The organism is Merdimonas faecis (assembly GCF_001754075.1).
Lineage (GTDB): Bacteria > Bacillota > Clostridia > Lachnospirales > Lachnospiraceae > Merdimonas > Merdimonas faecis.
Genome location: NZ_MIEH01000016.1, coordinates 58,439 through 77,115 on the forward strand (window position 1 = coordinate 58,439; position 18,677 = coordinate 77,115).

15 protein-coding genes are annotated in these 18,677 nt (G+C 48.7%); 11 read left to right on the plus strand and 4 right to left on the minus strand.

The window, feature by feature from the left end; all coding sequences use genetic code 11:
• Positions 1-24 precede the first annotated feature (24 nt).
• The 8 genes from BKD12_RS07640 to BKD12_RS07675 all read left to right on the plus strand — a co-directional run bounded on the left by BKD12_RS07640 (position 25) and on the right by BKD12_RS07675 (position 9,259).
• Positions 25-1,377 carry a sensor histidine kinase gene (locus BKD12_RS07640; protein ID WP_176730938.1) on the plus strand — a complete coding sequence of 451 codons (1,353 nt, stop codon included), beginning with the start codon at positions 25-27 and terminating at the stop codon, positions 1,375-1,377.
• Complete coding sequence (locus tag BKD12_RS07645) at positions 1,355-2,101, plus strand: LytR/AlgR family response regulator transcription factor (protein ID WP_070088723.1); 747 nt, start codon at positions 1,355-1,357, stop codon at positions 2,099-2,101. Before BKD12_RS07640 ends, BKD12_RS07645 begins: the two co-directional genes overlap by 23 nt.
• A 93-nt stretch (positions 2,102-2,194) precedes the next feature.
• Positions 2,195-2,659, plus strand: a complete 465-nt coding sequence (locus BKD12_RS07650; protein WP_070088724.1) for a hypothetical protein — start codon at positions 2,195-2,197, stop codon at positions 2,657-2,659.
• A 181-nt stretch (positions 2,660-2,840) separates the two neighbouring features.
• Positions 2,841-3,665 carry an SseB family protein gene (locus BKD12_RS07655; protein ID WP_083262901.1) on the plus strand — a complete coding sequence of 275 codons (825 nt, stop codon included), beginning with the start codon at positions 2,841-2,843 and terminating at the stop codon, positions 3,663-3,665.
• The gene (locus BKD12_RS07660) at positions 3,649-4,272 is read left to right on the plus strand and encodes a sugar O-acetyltransferase (RefSeq protein ID WP_070088726.1); all 624 of its coding nucleotides are present in this window, start codon (positions 3,649-3,651) and stop codon (positions 4,270-4,272) included. The genes BKD12_RS07655 and BKD12_RS07660 overlap by 17 nt, the downstream gene beginning before the upstream one ends.
• Positions 4,273-4,324: 52 nt before the next feature.
• The gene (locus tag BKD12_RS07665) at positions 4,325-5,506 is read left to right on the plus strand and encodes a phosphopentomutase (protein WP_070088727.1); all 1,182 of its coding nucleotides are present in this window, start codon (positions 4,325-4,327) and stop codon (positions 5,504-5,506) included.
• A gap of 163 nt (positions 5,507-5,669) precedes the next feature.
• Positions 5,670-7,502, plus strand: a complete 1,833-nt coding sequence (locus BKD12_RS07670) for an NAD(P)-binding protein (RefSeq protein ID WP_070088728.1) — start codon at positions 5,670-5,672, stop codon at positions 7,500-7,502.
• On the plus strand, positions 7,496-9,259 hold the full coding sequence (locus tag BKD12_RS07675; protein ID WP_070088729.1) for a [FeFe] hydrogenase, group A: 1,764 nt from the start codon (positions 7,496-7,498) through the stop codon (positions 9,257-9,259). Before BKD12_RS07670 ends, BKD12_RS07675 begins: the two co-directional genes overlap by 7 nt.
• 87 nt (positions 9,260-9,346) lie before the next feature.
• On the opposite strand, the gene BKD12_RS07680 is transcribed toward BKD12_RS07675, so the two are convergent.
• From BKD12_RS07680 to BKD12_RS07695, 4 genes are read right to left on the minus strand one after another with little or no spacing between them, the layout of a single operon-like run.
• On the minus strand, positions 9,347-11,536 hold the full coding sequence (locus BKD12_RS07680) for an alpha-galactosidase (protein ID WP_070088730.1): 2,190 nt from the start codon (positions 11,534-11,536) through the stop codon (positions 9,347-9,349).
• Positions 11,537-11,569: 33 nt separating this feature from the next.
• The gene (locus BKD12_RS07685) at positions 11,570-12,412 is read right to left on the minus strand and encodes a carbohydrate ABC transporter permease (protein WP_070088731.1); all 843 of its coding nucleotides are present in this window, start codon (positions 12,410-12,412) and stop codon (positions 11,570-11,572) included.
• The gene (locus BKD12_RS07690; RefSeq protein WP_070088732.1) at positions 12,412-13,278 is read right to left on the minus strand and encodes a carbohydrate ABC transporter permease; all 867 of its coding nucleotides are present in this window, start codon (positions 13,276-13,278) and stop codon (positions 12,412-12,414) included. The genes BKD12_RS07685 and BKD12_RS07690 overlap by 1 nt, the downstream gene beginning before the upstream one ends.
• Positions 13,279-13,296: 18 nt before the next feature.
• Entirely contained in the window at positions 13,297-14,586 is a 1,290-nt protein-coding gene (locus BKD12_RS07695; protein ID WP_070088733.1) for an ABC transporter substrate-binding protein, read from the minus strand.
• A 267-nt stretch (positions 14,587-14,853) separates the two neighbouring features.
• On the opposite strand from BKD12_RS07695, the gene BKD12_RS07700 reads away from it, so the two are divergent.
• From BKD12_RS07700 to BKD12_RS07710, 3 genes are all read left to right on the plus strand, one after another.
• Positions 14,854-15,705, plus strand: coding sequence for an AraC family transcriptional regulator (locus BKD12_RS07700; RefSeq protein ID WP_070088734.1), 852 nt, complete (start codon positions 14,854-14,856; stop codon positions 15,703-15,705).
• 113 nt (positions 15,706-15,818) lie between these two features.
• The gene (locus BKD12_RS07705; RefSeq protein ID WP_070088735.1) at positions 15,819-16,880 is read left to right on the plus strand and encodes an ABC transporter substrate-binding protein; all 1,062 of its coding nucleotides are present in this window, start codon (positions 15,819-15,821) and stop codon (positions 16,878-16,880) included.
• A gap of 91 nt (positions 16,881-16,971) precedes the next feature.
• Positions 16,972-18,606, plus strand: a complete 1,635-nt coding sequence (locus BKD12_RS07710) for a class I adenylate-forming enzyme family protein (protein WP_070088736.1) — start codon at positions 16,972-16,974, stop codon at positions 18,604-18,606.
• Positions 18,607-18,677: the final 71 nt, after the last annotated feature.

The following is an 18,677-nucleotide window of genomic DNA, read 5'->3' on the forward strand; positions in this document are numbered from 1 at the left end:
TTTACATTTATTTCAGCTTTTCTCATGAATGTACCGATCCTGCTGGCTTCTTATCTGGTCAATCTGGCTCTGACAGGGGCTCTCCTTTACAGGAAGCCGGATCTGCAAAGGGCAGCAGTCCTTTTGAACCCTTACATTTTATTTGTGGCTATTCCGGCTACATGGCTGTTTTTGCAGGATCTGGTCGGGTATTTCGGGGCCTTTATACTGGAAACTTATCTGGAGGTGACAGGGTGGGCCCTGGCAATGAAGCATATCTATCGTGTCAGGTGGGGCAGCGCCTTTGCAACAGCGGCTCTGACAGTATTTTTGTACGGAACCTTCCAGGAGCTGACCGGATTTTTCCTGACTGGGAATTATGATCTGACAGTACCGGGGGATCTTGCGGCATATATGACAGGAGAGTGCATAGGCGTTCTGATCCCGGCGGTGTTTGTGGTGTGGTTTATCATAAGAAGCAGGCTCTTTGAAGAATATGCAGGATTTCTTTCGGAAGACAGCGGAGGAAAGACAGGCAAAATTTTGCTCTTTCTGATTCCGGCGGCCAGAAATCTGGCAGTGGAGATCTCAAATGAGCATATGGTCCTGAACAATTCAAATCCTATGGTCTCCATACTGCTCCTTTTGCTGATCTATGGTGTTTTCAACTATATGTTCCGATGTAAAATGCAGGATCGAAAGCTGGAGGAGCAGAAATTAAACTTAAGCCAGCAAAAGCTTTATATCCAGAACCTGGAGTCTGTGCAAAAGGAAGTACGCCTGTTCCGGCATGACTTTAAAAATATGATGGCAGGAGCGAGCCTGCAGGCAAGGGACGGCAATCTGACGGCGGTGCAGGAATTTATTTCCGAAGTAACCGGCGATTTCGAGCAGCAGGTAGGGCGGCAGATTTTTCAGATTTCCCAGATTGGGAATGTAGGGCTCACAGAACTTAAAGGGCTTTTGATCCTGAAAATGACAGAGCTTCAAAAGAAAGAGATTCCTTTTCGGCTGGAAGTCCCGTTTCCGTTTGAACATCCCGGGATTCCGGAGCGGGAACTGTGCCGGGCGGCAGGTATCCTCCTGGATAATGCGGCGGAAGCGGCCGAACTTCTGGAGGATGGAGAGGTGACAGCGGTATTTGAAGAGGGGGAAGAGGTGGTCCGAATCATGATCCGAAACCCGGTGATAGAAGAAGTTCCTTTTTCCAGAATATGGAAAGATGGCTATTCCACCAAAGGAGAAGGGAGAGGAACCGGTCTTACAAGCTTCCAAAGGATCGTGGAACGTTATGAGAATGTAGCTTCCTTTACCAGACAGGAGGATGGATATTTTATACAGGAATTAAAGATCATGAAAAGAGGAGGAAAAACCTATGGTTCCCATCTATCTTTGTGATGATGACCCGCAGATCAGAGCTGCAATCCGCAGAGAGCTGGAAAAGGAAATCCTGATCAAGGGCTATGATATGAAGGTGGCGGCAGCGTGTGCCGGACCGGAAGAGCTTCTTGAGGAAATACAAAAAAGCGGACGCAGGGGAATCTATTTCCTGGATGTAGATCTGAAGCACGAACAGTATACGGGATTTACCCTGGGGCAGGCCATCAGGAAGATGGATCCCAGAGGCTTTCTGATCTATGTGACGGCTTTTGGAGAGCTGGCCTTTGAGGCATTCCGCTATCAGCTGGAAGCGCTGGACTATATCGTAAAAGAGAACCCGGAAGAAATGTTTGCCGGGATCCGGAAATGCCTGGCAGCAGTGGTGGAGCGGATGCAGGACGAAAAGGAAGATGACCGGGTATATTTTACAGTAAAGTTCATGGATACCGTGCGGCATATTCCGGTGGATGAAATTCTGTTTTTTGAGACAGGAGCAAAAAGCCACCGCATCATTTTACACGGGCTGCGGGAACGGATTGATTTTACCGGAAGTATCCAGGAACTGGAAGAAAGTCTGGGAAGAGGATTTGTGCGGGTGCACCGGGCGTATCTGGCCAATGTCCGTCAGATCAAATGTCTGAATGTGAAAGAACGGAAGGTGATCTTTACAAATGGTGAGGAATGTTGGTTTTCCAGGAGCGCCAAAAAAGAACTGCTGCGGCTTAAGGCCGTTCAGGCATGAAAACTGCCGTCTGGGCAGTTTTTTTCTTTGCCGTAGAAAGATGTGAGATAATTCAGAAAGAAAAATCATCAGAGCATCTGGAGGGAGAAAGAAATGCCAAGAGAGACAAATATTTGGGAAATCATCAAAGCAGCAGGATATGAGCCGATAGAGAACCGAAGCATTGTGGTATCCTATGCCTCGTCGAATCTAAGCGATGCGATCATAAAGTTCTTTACAGAGGCCAAGGAGTTTTTTGTACTGCAGATCTGCAGGGAGGAATTAGTACTGGTGCCATATGGGAAGATATCGTGGGGACTGAAAAAAGAAGTCACAATGTCAATCCCATTTTCAGATATTCAAAAGATAGAGGTAGAACCGGCAGGATTGAACTATCACTTGCTTATCGATACGACGGGCGGCAGGATCACGCTGTCGACACAGCAAAAAGAACTCAGCGATTTCCGCAGTTCCGGGCTGCTGGGATATGAAGGCAGCAAAAACTGGAAGAGACTTTTCATGAGAAACTGGCATAAGGAGAACCTGGACGCGACGCTGGAGGCGTTGAAAGCGATATGATTGGGGACGTACACCTTTGCAAAAGGTGTACGTCCCCAATCGCATTTGCCGGTGTCCCCAATCGCAAAGCAGGGTGTCCCCGATTGAATCCCAGCCTGCGTTAGAGGATTGAACATCCCGCGCCGGCGTGGTAAGATGGAGAAAGAACGAAGTGCCGATGGCGCGGAAAGGACATAACCAAATGAAAGCTGATAAGAAAGAAACTTTGATGAAATTAAGAACTTCGCAGAGCATCTATCTGGTGTTTTCCAAATGTTCCAGGATGCCTTTTGTAGCCTGTGATCCGGAGACGTTTGACGATCAGGTGCTTTTGTATTTTGATAAGGAAGCTGCCGAAGAAGGAGTTAAGAAGCTGACAGGAGCCGGAGAGCAGGTCCAGCTCATTGAGATGAAGAATCAGATGTTCCTGCCTTTTTATACAGGGCTCTTTCCTATGGGGGTCAATGCACTCCTGGTGGATGAGGGGACAGAAGGCGAGATCAGGATCCAGCTGGATGAACTGGTGAGAAGACCGGATGTGCCGGAAGGGAAGGCAAGGGTCGAAAATCCACAGATGCATCTGACCGCCCTTTACTTTGTCCAGGAGCACAGAAAACCTGGAAGAGGAACGGAAATGACCGGGAAACTACAGGAATTAAATGAGGAGATGCTGGCTCATTTTCAGAAGGGCCGTTATCTTGTAGCTGTTCATGAGAAAGAAGGCATCCCGGTATTAAAGCAGAAGGATGGAAGGGTGTATCAGCCGGTATTTACCGATATTGCGGAATTCCGTAAGTTCGACAAAGAGAAGAAGTTCCGCGTCTCTGTTGTTGAAGCGGCCAAGCTGCCGGACATCATTCTGGAAGGGGTATCCGGGGTGGCAGTCAATCCGCTGGGGGTCAACGTAGTTCTGAATATCCGGCGAAGCCAGGCGAAATCCCAGGAAAGGAAGCTGGAAGAGATTATTCAGGAAGAGATCGTAAAAGGGAATCAGGAGCAGGAGGACGGTCATGAGAAAACAGTTTAGCTCAGAAGAAGAAAAGCAGAGGATGATGTCAGGAAAACTCTATTTAACCACGGATGAAGAGATCGTGGCAGAGCAGAAAATCTGCCTGGAGAGACTATACGATTATAATCATACCCGGCCGTCTCAGAAGGAAGAGCGGGAAAGGCTGCTGAAAGAAATGTTTGCCGAGATCGGAGAGGGTGTTTATCTGGAGCCTCCTTTCCATGCTAATTGGGGCGGATATCATGTGCATATGGGGAAAAATGTATATGCTAATTTTAATCTGACCCTTGTAGATGACGGGGAAATTTATATCGGAGACTATACGATGATCGGTCCGAATGTCAATATCGTGACGGCAGGACATCCCATTCTACCTGAACTGAGAGAAGAGGTCTATCAGTTCAATATACCGGTCCATATCGGAAGAAATGTATGGATCGGCGCAGGAGTCACTATCCTGCCGGGAGTCACTATTGGAGATAATTCGGTAATTGGCGCCGGGAGTGTGGTGACAAAGGACATTCCGGCGGATGTGGTTGCGGTGGGGAATCCCTGCCGTATCCTTCGTCCCATTGGAGAGCGGGATGAGGTTTATTACTATAAGGACAGAAAGATTGATCTGTAAATAAAGCCAGGATCGGTAATGGCAGTCAATATAAAAAGGAGATGGTCAGCAAATGGCAAAGCGAGTGTTTTTGATCGTGCTGGACAGCGTGGGGGCGGGTGAGGCTCCGGATGCCGCGGCTTTTGGCGATCAGGGATGTGATACCCTGGGAACCTGTATGAGGAGCGGAAGACTTAACGTTCCTGTGATGGAGAGCCTGGGGCTCCGGCATCTTCAGGGAACTTCGTTTCAGCACCCGGAAGGGAAACCGATAGGATGCTATGGGAAAATGCAGGAAAAGTCCGCGGGAAAAGATACAACGGTAGGGCACTGGGAGATCGCAGGCCTTATATCGGAAAGGCCCCTTCCGACGTATCCGGAAGGATTTCCGGAGGAGATCATCCGTGAATTTGAAAAGCGTACAGGAAGAGGCGTACTGTGCAACCGGCCTTATTCGGGGACAGAAGTGATCAGGGACTACGGCAGGGAACAGGTCAGCACAGGGAAGCTGATCGTCTATACATCGGCGGACAGTGTGTTCCAGATTGCCGCACATGAAGATGTAGTGCCGGTAGAAGAACTGTACCGCTGCTGCAGGATCGCAAGAGAGCTGCTGACAGGAGAGCATGGCGTGGGGCGTGTGATCGCCAGACCGTTTGCCGGAGAATATCCGGAATACACAAGAACGGTGCGTCGTCATGATTTTTCCTTGGAGCCACCGGGAGAAACTCTGTTGGATGCACTGAAAGCGGCGGGAAAAGAGGTTATCGGCGTGGGAAAGATATCCGACATCTTTGCGGGAAGGGGACTTACCGACTCCTATCCGAATGAAGGGAACCGCAAAAATATGGAGCGTACTCTTGACCTGGCAGAGAAGCATTTTGAAGGCCTGTGCTTTGTAAATCTGGTGGATTTTGATATGCTGTACGGACATCGCAACGATGTGGACGGCTATGTGGAAGCATTAAATGATGTGGATGGACAGATTGCGGAGTTGATGGGAAAGCTCGGGCCGGAAGACCTTTTGATCATAACGGCAGATCATGGGTGTGATCCCGGATTTCCGGGAACAGATCATACCAGAGAGTATGTGCCCTGCCTTTGCTATGGAAAACAACTGAAAGAGGGTGTTGATTTGGGAATAAGGCACAGTTTTTCGGACGTTGCAGCGACAATTGCAGAGGATTTTGCCATAGATTTCCGGGGGGATGGAAAAAGCTTTTGGTTAGAAATGATAGAAAATGTTGACGATTAGCATAGATATCTGTTATAATTGCCGAAGAGCAATGAATACAGACCGAGAAATTTTATCAATAAGTGATTGGTGCGGGGCGTGGGCTGATATCAGCCTGCGCCCGTGTCAGTTAAAATGGTTTGTCAATGTTTTGTCATAAGAGAGTGAAAAGGAGTGAAAATGTATGAGCAGATTGGAAATCGATTTGCCGAAGAGAGCGGAAGTCGTGATGGAGGGTCTGTATAAAGACCTGGAACGAAGAATCGAATCCAGCCCTCCGGGATTATGTCCGGTAGATATGGCCCGCGCTTTTCTGGAACTGTGCCATGCACAGACCTGCGGAAAGTGTGTGCCATGCAGGATCGGTCTTGGGCAGCTGAACCATTTTATTAAGGACGTACTGGAAGGAAAGGCGACCATGGAGACTCTGGATGTGATGGAGCAGACGGCAAAGTCTATCATGGAGTCTGCAGACTGTGCCATCGGGTATGAGGCAGCCAATATGGTCTATAAAGGACTGATCGGATACAGAGATGATTATGTAGAGCATATCCAGAACGGCCGGTGTACCTGTGCATACAGCCAGCCGGTGCCCTGTGTATCCTTATGTCCTGCACATGTGGATATTCCGGGATATATCGCTTTGGTAGGCGCCGGAAGATATGCGGATGCGATCCGGCTGATCCGGAAGGACAATCCGTTCCCGACAACCTGCGGATTTATCTGTGAGCATCCATGTGAGGCCAGATGCCGCCGGAATATGGTGGATGATTCTATCAATATCCGGGGCCTGAAGAGAATGGCGGCAGACTATGCAGGAGAGGTAGACCCGCCGGCATGTGCACCTTCTACAGGCAAAAAGATTGCGGTTCTGGGCGGAGGTCCGGGAGGCCTGAGCGCAGCTTATTACTTACAGCTGATGGGACATCAGGCAACCGTTTACGAGATGCTTCCGAAGCTTGGGGGAATGCTCAGATATGGAATCCCGAATTATCGTCTGCCGAAGGAGCGGCTGGATGATGATATTAATGCGATCCTGAAGACCGGTGTAGATGTGAAATATGGACTGAAGATCGGACAGGATATCTCCATTCAGGATCTGAGAGACCAGTATGACGCAGTACTGATCACCATCGGAGCCAGCACGGATAAGAAGCTGGGGCTGGAAGGAGAAGATGCAGACGGAATCCTTTCGGCAGTACAGTTCCTGCGGAATGTAGGAAAGCAGGAGATCATGGATCTGACCGGCAAACAGGTGGCTGTTATCGGCGGCGGAAACGTGTCTATGGATGCGGTCCGTACAGCAAAGCGTCTGGGAGCCGAGAAGGTAAGCATTGTATACAGAAGAAGAGTGGCAGATATGACTGCACTTCCGGATGAGATCGAAGGAGCAGTGGCAGAGGGGATTGAATTACAGACTCTGAAAGCACCTGCGTCCCTGGATGTGGATGAAAATCATCATATCCGCGGTATCTATGTGACACCGCAGATGGTCAGTGCGATCAAGAACGGACGTGCAAGTATCCGCCCGACAGGAGAAGAGGATATTTACATACCTTGCGATGTATTAATTGTAGCAATCGGACAGAATATCGAGACCAAACACTTTGAAGAGGCGGGTATCCCGGTTGAACGCGGAAAAATCGTGACCAAGAGCACGGGAGCCTTTGAAAATATGCCTGGCGTCTTCGCGGGAGGAGACTGTGCGAGCGGCCCTGCATCCGTAATCAAAGCAATTGCGGCGGCCAAGGTAGTTGCAGCAAATATTGACGAATATCTGGGATATCATCATCAGATATCCTGTGACGTGGATATTCCGGAAGCAAGCCTTCATGACCGTACACCATGCGGAAGAGTCAACATGACAGAGCGGGAGGCATGCGAAAGAGTCTGCGACTTTAATGGCGTGGAGAACTGCATGACAGAAAAAGAAGCGAAGCAGGAGGCGTCCAGGTGTCTTCGCTGTGATCACTTCGGATTCGGTATATTTAAAGGAGGCAGAGAGACGATATGGTAAATCTTACAATAGATGGAAAACAGATATCTGTAGAAGAAAACACTACCATTATGGAGGCTGCCAGAATAAATGGCATTCCGATTCCGAAGTTATGTTATCTGAAAGGAATCAATGAAATCGCGGCCTGCCGTGTCTGTGTAGTGGAACTGGAGGGAAAAGAAAGACTGATTACTTCCTGTAACAATGTAGCTGAGGAAGGAATGGTGATCTATACCAACAGTCCGAAGGTCCGCAGGGACCGGAAAACGACGGTAGAACTGATCCTGTCCCAGCATGACTGCGAGTGCGTAACCTGTGCAAGAAGTGGCAACTGCAGCCTGCAGAAAATTGCAAATGACTTAAACATTATTGATATTCCGTTTAAGCTTGAGCCAAAGAAAACTCCCTGGAACAAGAATTTCCCGCTGATCAGGGATTCCTCCAAATGTATCCAGTGTATGCGCTGTATCCAGATATGTGAGAAGGTGCAGGGCTTAGGTGTATGGGATGTGGAAGGAACCGGTTCAAGAACCAGTGTTAATGTGGCCGGACACCGGAATATTGAAGAGGCGGATTGTTCCCTGTGCGGTCAGTGTGTCACACATTGTCCGGTGGGAGCGCTTCGTGAACGTGACGATACGGAAAAAGTCTGGGAGGCGATCGAAGATAAGGAAAAGATCGTAGTGGCTCAGGTAGCGCCGGCTGTGCGTACCGCTTGGGCGGAAGAGCTGGGGCTTAAGCTTGAGGATGCTCCGGTTGGAAAGATCCTGGATGCATTGAAAAAGATGGGAGCAGACTATGTATTTGACACGACCTTCTCTGCAGATCTTACGATCATGGAGGAAGCGAACGAGTTTGTACAAAGATTTACTTCCGGAGAGCTGAAGGAAAGACCGATGTTTACATCCTGCTGTCCGGGCTGGCTCCGCTTTATCAAGTCCCAGTACCCGCATCTGGTAAAACAGCTTTCAACGGCAAAATCCCCGCAGCAGATGTTTGGCGCTGTTATGAAGACCTATTTCGCAGAAAAACTGGGTGTGGAGCCGGAGAAGATCTATACGTTGTCTGTCATGCCGTGTGTGGCAAAAAAAGGCGAGCGGGAGATGGAACTCTTCTATGGAGAGTATGCAGGACATGATATCGATGCAGTCATCACAACCAGGGAACTGGTGAAAATGATCCGTTCCGCACATATCAGCCCGGAGACACTGGAAGATATTGAAAGCGACCGTCCGATGCAGGAAGGCACTGGAGCCGGTGTGATCTTCGGAGCAACCGGCGGAGTTATGGAGGCAGCGCTCCGTACCGCATATCATATTATTAAAAAGGAAAATCCGCCGGCAGACGCGTTCAAGATGGTAAGAAGCCCTGGATTCCAGGAGAACCACGGGGTTATGGAAGCAGAGCTTGCCATCGACGATATTACGGTTCGGATTGCTGTAGTCAGCGGCCTTGGAAATACCAGAAGACTGCTGGAGAAGATTGAGAGCGGTGAAGTGAAGTATGACTTTGTAGAAGTTATGGCCTGTCCGGGAGGCTGTGTAGGCGGTGGCGGACAGCCGATCCATGACGGAGAAGAGTGGGCGTTTGAAAGAGGAAAGAACCTCTACTGCCTGGATCAGAATGCAAAGCTTCGGTTCTCACATGAGAATCCGGATATTATCAAGCTTTACGAGGAATACTTCGGAGAGCCTGTATCCCACAAAGCGCATATGCTGTTACATACCGACCATCTGGATGCGATGGCAAGAAGCGGGATCGGGTACGAAACAAAATAATGCTGAATAGAGTATAAACAAAACCGGCGCCTGTGAGGTTATTCTCACAGGCGCTGGTCTTATTTTTGTCTATTATGGATACTCTGCTTATTTCTTTTGGATATGGATCCGGAAGCTTTCGTATTCCTCTGTAGCCTTTGGAAGTGGAATACCGGCATTCATCAGCACATCACCGGGATATTCTTCTCCGTTGATCTCGTAAATGCCGTCTGGATCCAGTCCCCGGAGCTTTGTCCAGCATCCAGGGCCGTTTGGACGGATCTGAAGAGCCACCACGCACAGAAGCGCCTCGCTCTTATCTTCGGCGGCAAACTGCCAGCAGTGGTAATCCTTGGTCTTCATAGGATCCGTCAGACGATAATATCTGCCGTACTGGATCAGGTCATAATATTTCTTGAATTCAAAGATCTGGCTTTTCACCACTTCTTTTTCCGCCGGCGTCATATGGTTCACATCCAGCTCATACCCAAATGTTCCGGACATGGCCACAGTAGCCCGGGTATTGATAGGGGTATACCGCCCCGTCTGCTCGTTAGGGCACTGGGATACATGAGAGCCGATGGCTGATATCGGATAGCAGAAGGAGGAACCGTACTGGATCGTCAGCCGTTCAACGGCATCGGTATTGTCGCTGCCCCAGATCTGCGGGGAGTAGTAGAGCATACCGGCGTCGAATCGTCCACCGCCTCCGCAGCAGCCTTCTATCAGCATGTTGGGATAGCGTCTTCCCAGCTTGTCCAGCATATCGTAGAGTCCCAGGATAAAGCGGTGAGCCACCTCGCCCTGTTTGTCGGCCGGGAGGACTGCGCTGTAAATATCTGAGATACTGCGGTTAAAGTCCCATTTCAGATACTCGATCCTTGCGGAATCCAGGACCTGACACATTTGCTTGAAAATATAGTCACGCACGTCTGCTCTGGAAAAGTCCAGGACCAGCTGATAGCGGGATCTGGTGGGGGCTTTGCCCGGAACCTTTAAGGCCCAGTCCGGATGCGCGCGGTACAGATCACTGTCTTCGCTGACACATTCCGGCTCAAACCAGATACCGAACTGCAACCCCAGGGCATGGATCTGTTCCGATAATTCACCCAGGGTACAGCCCAGCTTTTTTTCATTTACAAACCAGTCACCAAGGCCGGATACGTCTTTGTCACGTTTTCCAAACCAGCCGTCATCCATGACGAAGAGTTCGATACCCATGGAAGCGGCATCTTTTGCCATCTGGAGCAGTTTTTCACCGTTGAAGTCAAAATATACGCCTTCCCAGCTGTTTAACAGGACAGGGCGGCGGGCTTTTTTGAACTTGCCCCGGCACAGGTTATTGCGGTAGGTCCGGTGATAGGTATGGGACAGATGCTCCAGACCTTTATTTGAATAGGTCATAGCCACCTCAGGAGAACAGAAGGTCTCGTCAGGCTCCAGCCGGTACTGGAAGTTCCCGGGGTGGATTCCCATCAAAAGCCTTGTCTGGTTATAGGTGTCAAATTCTGCACTGCCAATAAAATCGCCGCTGTACAGGAAGGAAAAGCCGTAACAGTTTCCAGAGGTTTCTGTCGTATCCTTGTCCGACAGGATCAGGAAAGGATTGTACTGGTGGCTGGACATGCCCCTGGTGCTTCCCACGGACTGGATGCCGTGATGGACTGCCGCGCGCTGGTAATTCCGTTCCTTTACGTGACGTCCGTAAAAGGTGTGCAGGTCAAATTCCCCGTGGAGGTAATCCACGCAGGTGCTCTGCACACTTTCCAGGTAAATGGGGGCGTCGCTGTGATTCTCGATACGGACAGAGCGCGTGATGATGTCCAGGTCCTCCATGACCCCGTAATACAAGTGTACATAGAACACCTTCCGGGTATCCTCCAGCGTAATGACCAGGGTGTCTGCTTTATTTTCGGGCATTTGATAGATCGCGGGAAGTCCGGGGATGGAATATTTTCCCTCCAGGACTTCATGCTTAACATAGCGCAGTTCACAGGAGGTAGTCCCGTCCGGATAGCGTACCTTCAGGGCGCTTCCGCGGTAGTCGCCGCTTCCGTATGTGGGATATTCCTGAGGGAGAGCATCCAGAGAGTAGGTACGCTCATCATCTACATCATAAGGATTTCCCGAAAAACCACGGTCTGCATAGGTGATCAGATAGGAGTAATCAAAATTTTTCCCCTTTTCGCCAAACCAGGTATGGAGTAAAACTCCATACCTGTCTGCTTTCATCTGGTACATACTATGGTTTGTCTGCAATGTGAAAACGTTGTTTTCGCTGTCAAGTAAGATTGCCATAAGTTTGTCCTCATTTCAAAGTTTGATATCTGATTATTTGACTGCACCGTTTACAACGCCGTTCAGGATCTGTTTCTGGCAGATCACATAGAAGATCAGGATCGGGATCAACGCCAGCAGATAAGAAGCAAATGCCAGGTTGTAGTTGGTTCCGAACTGAGTCTGGAAATTAAGCTGTGCCAGAGGCAGTGTGTTCTGTCCGGTACCAGCCATGATGATCAAAGGTGTCATAACGTCATTCCATACAGCCAAAGCGGTGATGATGGCAACTGTTGCATGCATGGGCTTCATGATAGGGAAGATGATCTTCCAGTAGGTGCCCCATGTGGTCGCGCCGTCTACCTCGGCAGCTTCTTCCAGTGCGATCGGAATATTTACCAGGTATCCGGAATACAACAGCACGTTCATCGGCATATAGAATACCACATAAAGGATGATAACGCCAGCCCAATTTGCAAGTCCCAGTTCAGCGGTCTGTTTTGCCAGAGGCATCATCAGGATCGCAAATGGAACGAACATACCGCTTACGATAAATAAGTATACAAATTTATAGAATTTACTGTGTGCACGGTTCCGTCCGATCGCATAGCCCATCAGAGAGTGGATCAGGATAGAGAGTACAACAGTCACAACGGTGATCATAATACTGTTGCCAAGGGAGTGCCAGAAGTCGGTGACTTCCATAGCCTCGGCAAAGTTGCTTAAGCTCCAGCTTGACGGGAGTGACAGGATACCGGAAATGCTGTTGGTCATCTCGGAAGGCTGTTTAAAGGCGATCACGATTGCCATGTATAACGGGAATATGATCGTACTAAGGCCCAGGATCAGCAGGATTACTACGGGCCAGTTTGTTTTTTGTCCAATTCTTGCTTTCATTATAACTGCTCCTCCTTCCTACTGGATATACTCATCTGTGCCGCGGATATTGCTACGATCACGATGAAGAAGATTACCGCGTTGGCACTCTGGTAACCGAACGCTCCACCCTTCATACCATTGTTGTAGATCAGGAAGGAAATGGATTCAGTGCTCTGTGCAGGACCTCCCTGGGTCATAGCCATGATCTGATCGAATACCATCAGGAAGTTCTTTACACACAGAACCATATTGATGGTAAAGAAAGGAATGATCAGAGGGAAGGTCAGGTGGCGGAAACGTTTCCAGCCGGTTGCTCCGTCCAGATCGCCAGCCTCATATACATCTTCCGGAACTGTCTGAAGACCGGAGATATAAATGATGGTGTTCATTGCAATATTCTGCCAGCAGCATACGATAACGATGGCGAACCATGCCAGGTTTTCGTTGGAAAGCAGGCTCTGGCTCAATGTCGGACTTCCGACCATCTCTCCCAGTGCAGGAAGAATGTAAGTAAACAGGTACTGGAAGATATAGCCTACAACCAGGGCGCCGAGTACGTTCGGCAGGAAATAAGCTGCCCGGAAGAAGCTCTTTGCCCGAATCTTGCTGTTCAGTCCCAGTGCCAGGATCAGACTGATCACGTTAGTAAGGATCGTTGCTACGATCGCAAGCTTGAAGGTGAACAGGTAAGAGCCGCCGATGCGGGAATCAGTAAACAGATCCATGTAATTTCTGAACCCTACCCAGTCATAAGTTCCAAATCCTTTGAAGTTTGTAAAACTGTAAACAATACCACGGATCAAAGGTATTGTGTTGAAACATACAAATAATGCCAGGATCGGTATTGTGATCAGTAAATATGTACGTTTTTTATTACTTTTCATTTCATCCCCACTCCTTTCCTATTCTTCTAAACTGCCATGCTCTTCTTCGTATTCCTGTACGGTACGAATGGTGTCACGGTTGTACCGCTGCCAGTCAGTATCGAATCTCTTCAGGAAAGCATCGGTATCTTTGTTGAGAACATATGTCTGCAGGATTGCATCGACAGCCATTTCGGAAGGATAGTAGTGATCCTGGTAGTCGGTCATATTGCCTGATTCAATGTATTCGGTCATGCCATCCAGCATAGAAGCCAGCTCGTAGTCGCCCTCTTTACAGGAAATAGAGTTCTGGTCATCAATGTATGCCTGGATATTTTCATCTTCATATAAGAAATCCAGCACTTCGTAAGCGGCCTCTTTATTTTCGCAGGCTGCAGTTACGCAGAAGCCAAGGTCGATACCGGAGTTCAAAGTGTTGCCGTCCGGATCGTCATTAGCAGGCATTACGAAGGAGTCAATATTCATATCCGGATTTACAGACTGGATCTGAGGAACCGCATAGCTTCCGATCGGATACATGGCGGCTTCACCGTTTGCAAAAGCGGTACAAGCATCGTTGTAACCATATGCTGCAGGGTCGTCCGGGCCGTAATCCATCAGCTGGATATATTTTTCTGCTGCTTCACGGTAAGCTTCTGTGAAGGTTGCATCTCCCCGGTTAACCTGCTTGCAGATATCTGCCGGTGCCAGGTCTACTGCAATGGCGTTCCATGGAGCCAGACAGGTCCAGGTGTCACGGAATCCAAAGTAGAAGGGAAGGATGCCTTCTGACTGGATTTCCTCGCAAAGAGAGATCAGTTCATCCCATGTAGTAGGAATTTCCCAGCCGTGTTCTTCAAACATATCCTTGTTGTAAAGGATTCCGGCGGCGTTTGCCATATAAGGAGCAATATAGGTTCCGTCTGTCGGAATGGTTTCCAGTCCTTCTGCAATATCAATATAGGACTGTTTGATATCGGCCATGCCGTCCCAGTCGGACAGATCAGCCAGGATCTCAGCATCTACATAATAGGAGTAGTTGATATCTCCGCCGATACCGATGATATCCGGGTAATCCTCGCGGATAAACCGGGTCCTCATAATGGTTGACGCATCATTTGGAGAATCAATGGTCAGATGAATGTCATCATGTGTTGCGTTGAATTCTTCTTCCAGTGCGTCAAAATAGTCTGTTGCTTCCATTTTGTACTGTATGATCTCGATTTCGGTTTTTCCATCAGAGGAAGAATCGCTGCCGCATCCGGCAACTGCAACCATACTGAGGAGTACTGTCAATACGAGAAATACAGCAATCACTTTCTTTTTCATTCCACACCTCTCCTTTTCCCATGCAGTGTACAAATTGCATGAAGATTTTGCTATAAGCTATTTAAAATGATAGCATTTTAACAAAAAACGGTAAATGTATATATGTGTCTCGATATTACCCAAATGCGTTTTTTACAGTATATAGTTGAAGTATAAACGCATTATGGTATATAATAGTGTATATTGAAAGATTTTTGTGAAAAATTGATAAATTGCAAATTAAAATTTGGTTAAAAAGTATAATGATTAAAGCAGGAGAGACTTTTTATGAGTGAGGTCAGGTTTTCTATTTTCAAGGATGAGCATTATATTGATCTGACGATCATGCAGTATGGGTTTGAGCAGTGCAAACCTCTCCATTCATTCGGGCCGTATGTGAGGAATAACTATCTTTTTCATTATGTTGTTTCAGGAAAGGGAACGCTGCGTGCCAATGACGAGAAGGACAAGATGCAGGAATACTCGCTTGAAGGAGGTTCCGGGTTCATAATAGAGCCGGGGTATGTAAATACTTATATGGCGGATGAGAAGGAACCATGGACTTATATGTGGATTGAATTTGCAGGACTCAGGGCCAGAGAATGTGTGGAGGCGATGGGCGTTTCTCAGCTACATCCGGTCTATGTTCCGGATACGAAGGAGCATGGAAAGGAAATTGAAGAAAAGCTGAGGCATTTTGTTTTCAGTGAGGATCATTCCTCTATGTCACTGATCGGGCAATTTTATCTGCTGCTGGACCGGATGATCCAGTATTCCAGTACAAGGAGAGCACCTCAGGACGGAAAACTGAGCGAGTTCTATGCGAAAGAAGCTATCCGATATATTGAGACACATTATAAAGAAGATGTTACAGTAGAGGATATCGCAAAAAACTGCCAGCTGGAACGTAGTTACTTTGGGAAAATCTTCAAAGGAGTGATCGGACAGTCGCCCCAGGAATTTCTGGTGCATTACCGAATGGCTAAAGCAGCGGCGCTTCTTACGACGTCAGACCGGCAGATCAGTGAGATCGGCGCTTTGGTCGGGTATCCGAATGCACTTCATTTTTCCAGAGCCTTTAAGCGGGTTTATCAGATATCGCCAAGAGAGTACCGGCAGATTCACCGGATCATGCAGTGACTTGGTATCAGCTGTGAATGGCTGTTTGCCTGTAGTGTGGAAAACGCCTGATGTCACGGATCCTTCTCTTTATGAATATACTGGTATCGTTAAGAGTCATAAGGAGGATCCATATGAAAAAGCGTTTACTGGGCATCTGCCTTACGGTGGTGATGATGTTTGCCCTGGCAGCCGGATGTTCCGGCACGGGGGAATCCGAAGATGAGGAGGTGCGGAAAGCCAGCGCCGGGACTTCTGAGGCTTCGGCTGACCAGCAGAAGGAACTTACCAAAGTCACCTTAAACGAAGTGGCCCATTCTATTTTCTATGCGCCGATGTATGTGGCGATAGAGGAGGGATATTTTGAAGAGGAAGGAATTGAGCTGGATCTGGTGTGTGGATTTGGCGCAGACAAGACGATGACTGCAGTCATTTCCGGAGAAGCGGATATCGGGTTCATGGGTTCGGAGGCATCCATCTATACTTATAATGAAGGAGCCGCGGATTATGTGGTGAATTTTGCACAGCTGACCCAGCGGGCAGGAAATTTCCTGGTGGCCCGGGAGGAGATGCCGGATTTTACATGGGAGGATCTGAAAGGGACTAATGTGCTTGGAGGCCGCAAGGGCGGTATGCCGCAGATGGTGTTTGAGTATATTCTCCGGAAAAACGGGATTGACCCGGCGGCGGATCTTGAGATTGATCAGAATATTGACTTCGGGTCTACTGCGGCGGCTTTTGCAGAAGGGCAAGGAGATTTTACGGTTGAGTTTGAACCAAATGCTACCAGTCTTGAAAATGAAGGCAAGGGCTTTGTCGTGGCTTCCTTAGGTACGGACAGCGGTTATGTGCCTTATACGGCATTTTCTGCGAAGCAGAGCTACATCGAGGAGAACCCGGAGATTATCCAGGGAGTCACCAACGCACTGCAGAAGGGAATGGACTACGTACAGAACCATGCGCCAGAGGAAATCGCTAAGGTGATAGAACCCCAGTTTACGGAGACGGATCTGGAAACGATCACGACCATCGTGACCAGATATTATGACCAGGATACGTGGAAAGAAAATCTGATCTTTGAAGAAGAAAGCTTTGAGCTTCTGCAGGATATCCTGGAAGAAGCAGGCGAACTGACAAAGCGGGCGCCGTATGAAGATCTGGTTACTACCGAATATGCCGAAAGAGCAGCAGAATAGAAGATAATGGTTGACATCCCCTTTCAAAAAAGGTATAGTTACTTTAGCGATTAAACGTGCTAAAGTGATGAGCCAGAAAGGGGATTTTTTTATGCCTATCACAGATATTTTGGAAAAGAACTGCCGGCTGTACGGGGACGATGTTGCGCTGGTAGAGATCAATCCGGAGATGCCGGAGACCCGGAGAGTTACATGGAAGGAATATGAGCTGATCGAACCGGTAAGGGCATCTTATTATCGAAGGGAGATCACCTGGAATGTCTTTAATGAAAAGGCTAACCGCTTTGCCAATCTTTTGCTGGAGCGTGGGGTGCACAAAGGTGATAAAGTAGCGATCCTTCTGATGAATTGTCTGGAATGGCTGCCGATATATTTTGGGATCTTGAAGACAGGAGCTTTGGCAGTGCCGTTAAATTTCCGGTATTCTGCCGAAGAGATCAAATATTGTGTGGAGCTTGCGGAAGTTGACGTGCTGGTGTTCGGACCGGAGTTTATCGGGCGTATCGAAGAGATCGCCGATGAGATCAGCAGGCATCGGCTGCTGTTTTTCGTAGGAGACGGGTGCCCCGGCTTTGCGGAGGATTATACGATGCATTCTGCAAACTGCTCCAGTCAGTCGCCGAAGATCGACGTGACGGATGAGGATTATGCGGCGATCTATTTTTCTTCGGGAACTACGGGATTCCCGAAAGCGATCTTGCACACGCATCAGGCTTTGATGCATTCTGCCAAGACAGAGCAGAATCATCATGGACAGACCAAGGACGATGTGTTTTTGTGCATCCCTCCGCTGTATCATACCGGAGCAAAAATGCACTGGTTCGGAAGCCTTCTGACCGGGGGAAAGGCAGTGCTTTTAAAAGGAACCAATCCGGAGTTTATCCTGCGGGCTGTTTCAGAAGAAAAGTGTACTATTGTGTGGCTTCTGGTACCGTGGGCGCAGGATCTGCTTCTGGCATTGGACAGTGGTAAGATCAATCTTGACATGTACCAGTTAGATCAGTGGAGACTGATGCATATTGGCGCCCAGCCGGTTCCGCCCAGTCTGATCAAACATTGGAAGGAATATTTCCCTCACCACCAGTATGACACCAATTATGGACTGAGTGAATCCATCGGCCCGGGCTGCGTGCATCTGGGAGTGGAAAATATCCACAAGGTGGGAGCCATCGGGAAAGCCGGCTACGGCTGGAAGACAAGGATCATTGATGAGAACGGAAATGATGTGAAACCCGGAGAAACAGGGGAGCTGGCTGTCAGCGGCCCGGGAGTCATGGTCTGTTACTATAACGATCCGAAAGCCACAGAAGAGGTTCTCCATGGAGAGTGGCTGTATACGGGAGATATGGCGGAAGAGGACGAGGATGGTTTCATTTTCCTGGTAGACCGCAAAAAAGATGTGATTATCAGCGGAGGAGAGAATATATATCCGGTACAGATCGAAGACTTTCTCCGCACCCATGAGGCTGTACATGATGTGGCTGTGATCGGTTTGCCGGATCACAGGCTTGGTGAAATCTCGGCAGCGATCATTGCGCTGAAGCCAGGAGTCACCTGCGATGAGGAAGATATTAATACTTTCTGCAAAAAGCTGCCCAGGTATAAACGGCCAAGAAAGATATTCTTTGCAGACGTGCCAAGGAACGCCACCGGAAAGATCGAAAAGCCCAAGCTCCGGGAGCGCTACGGCGCACTGCATCTGGTAGAGGCACAGAACCGCGCTTAAAGGGACAGGGGCTTTTGCGATTGGGGACATAGGGAAATGCAGATGGGGACACCCACTAACGCAAATGGGGA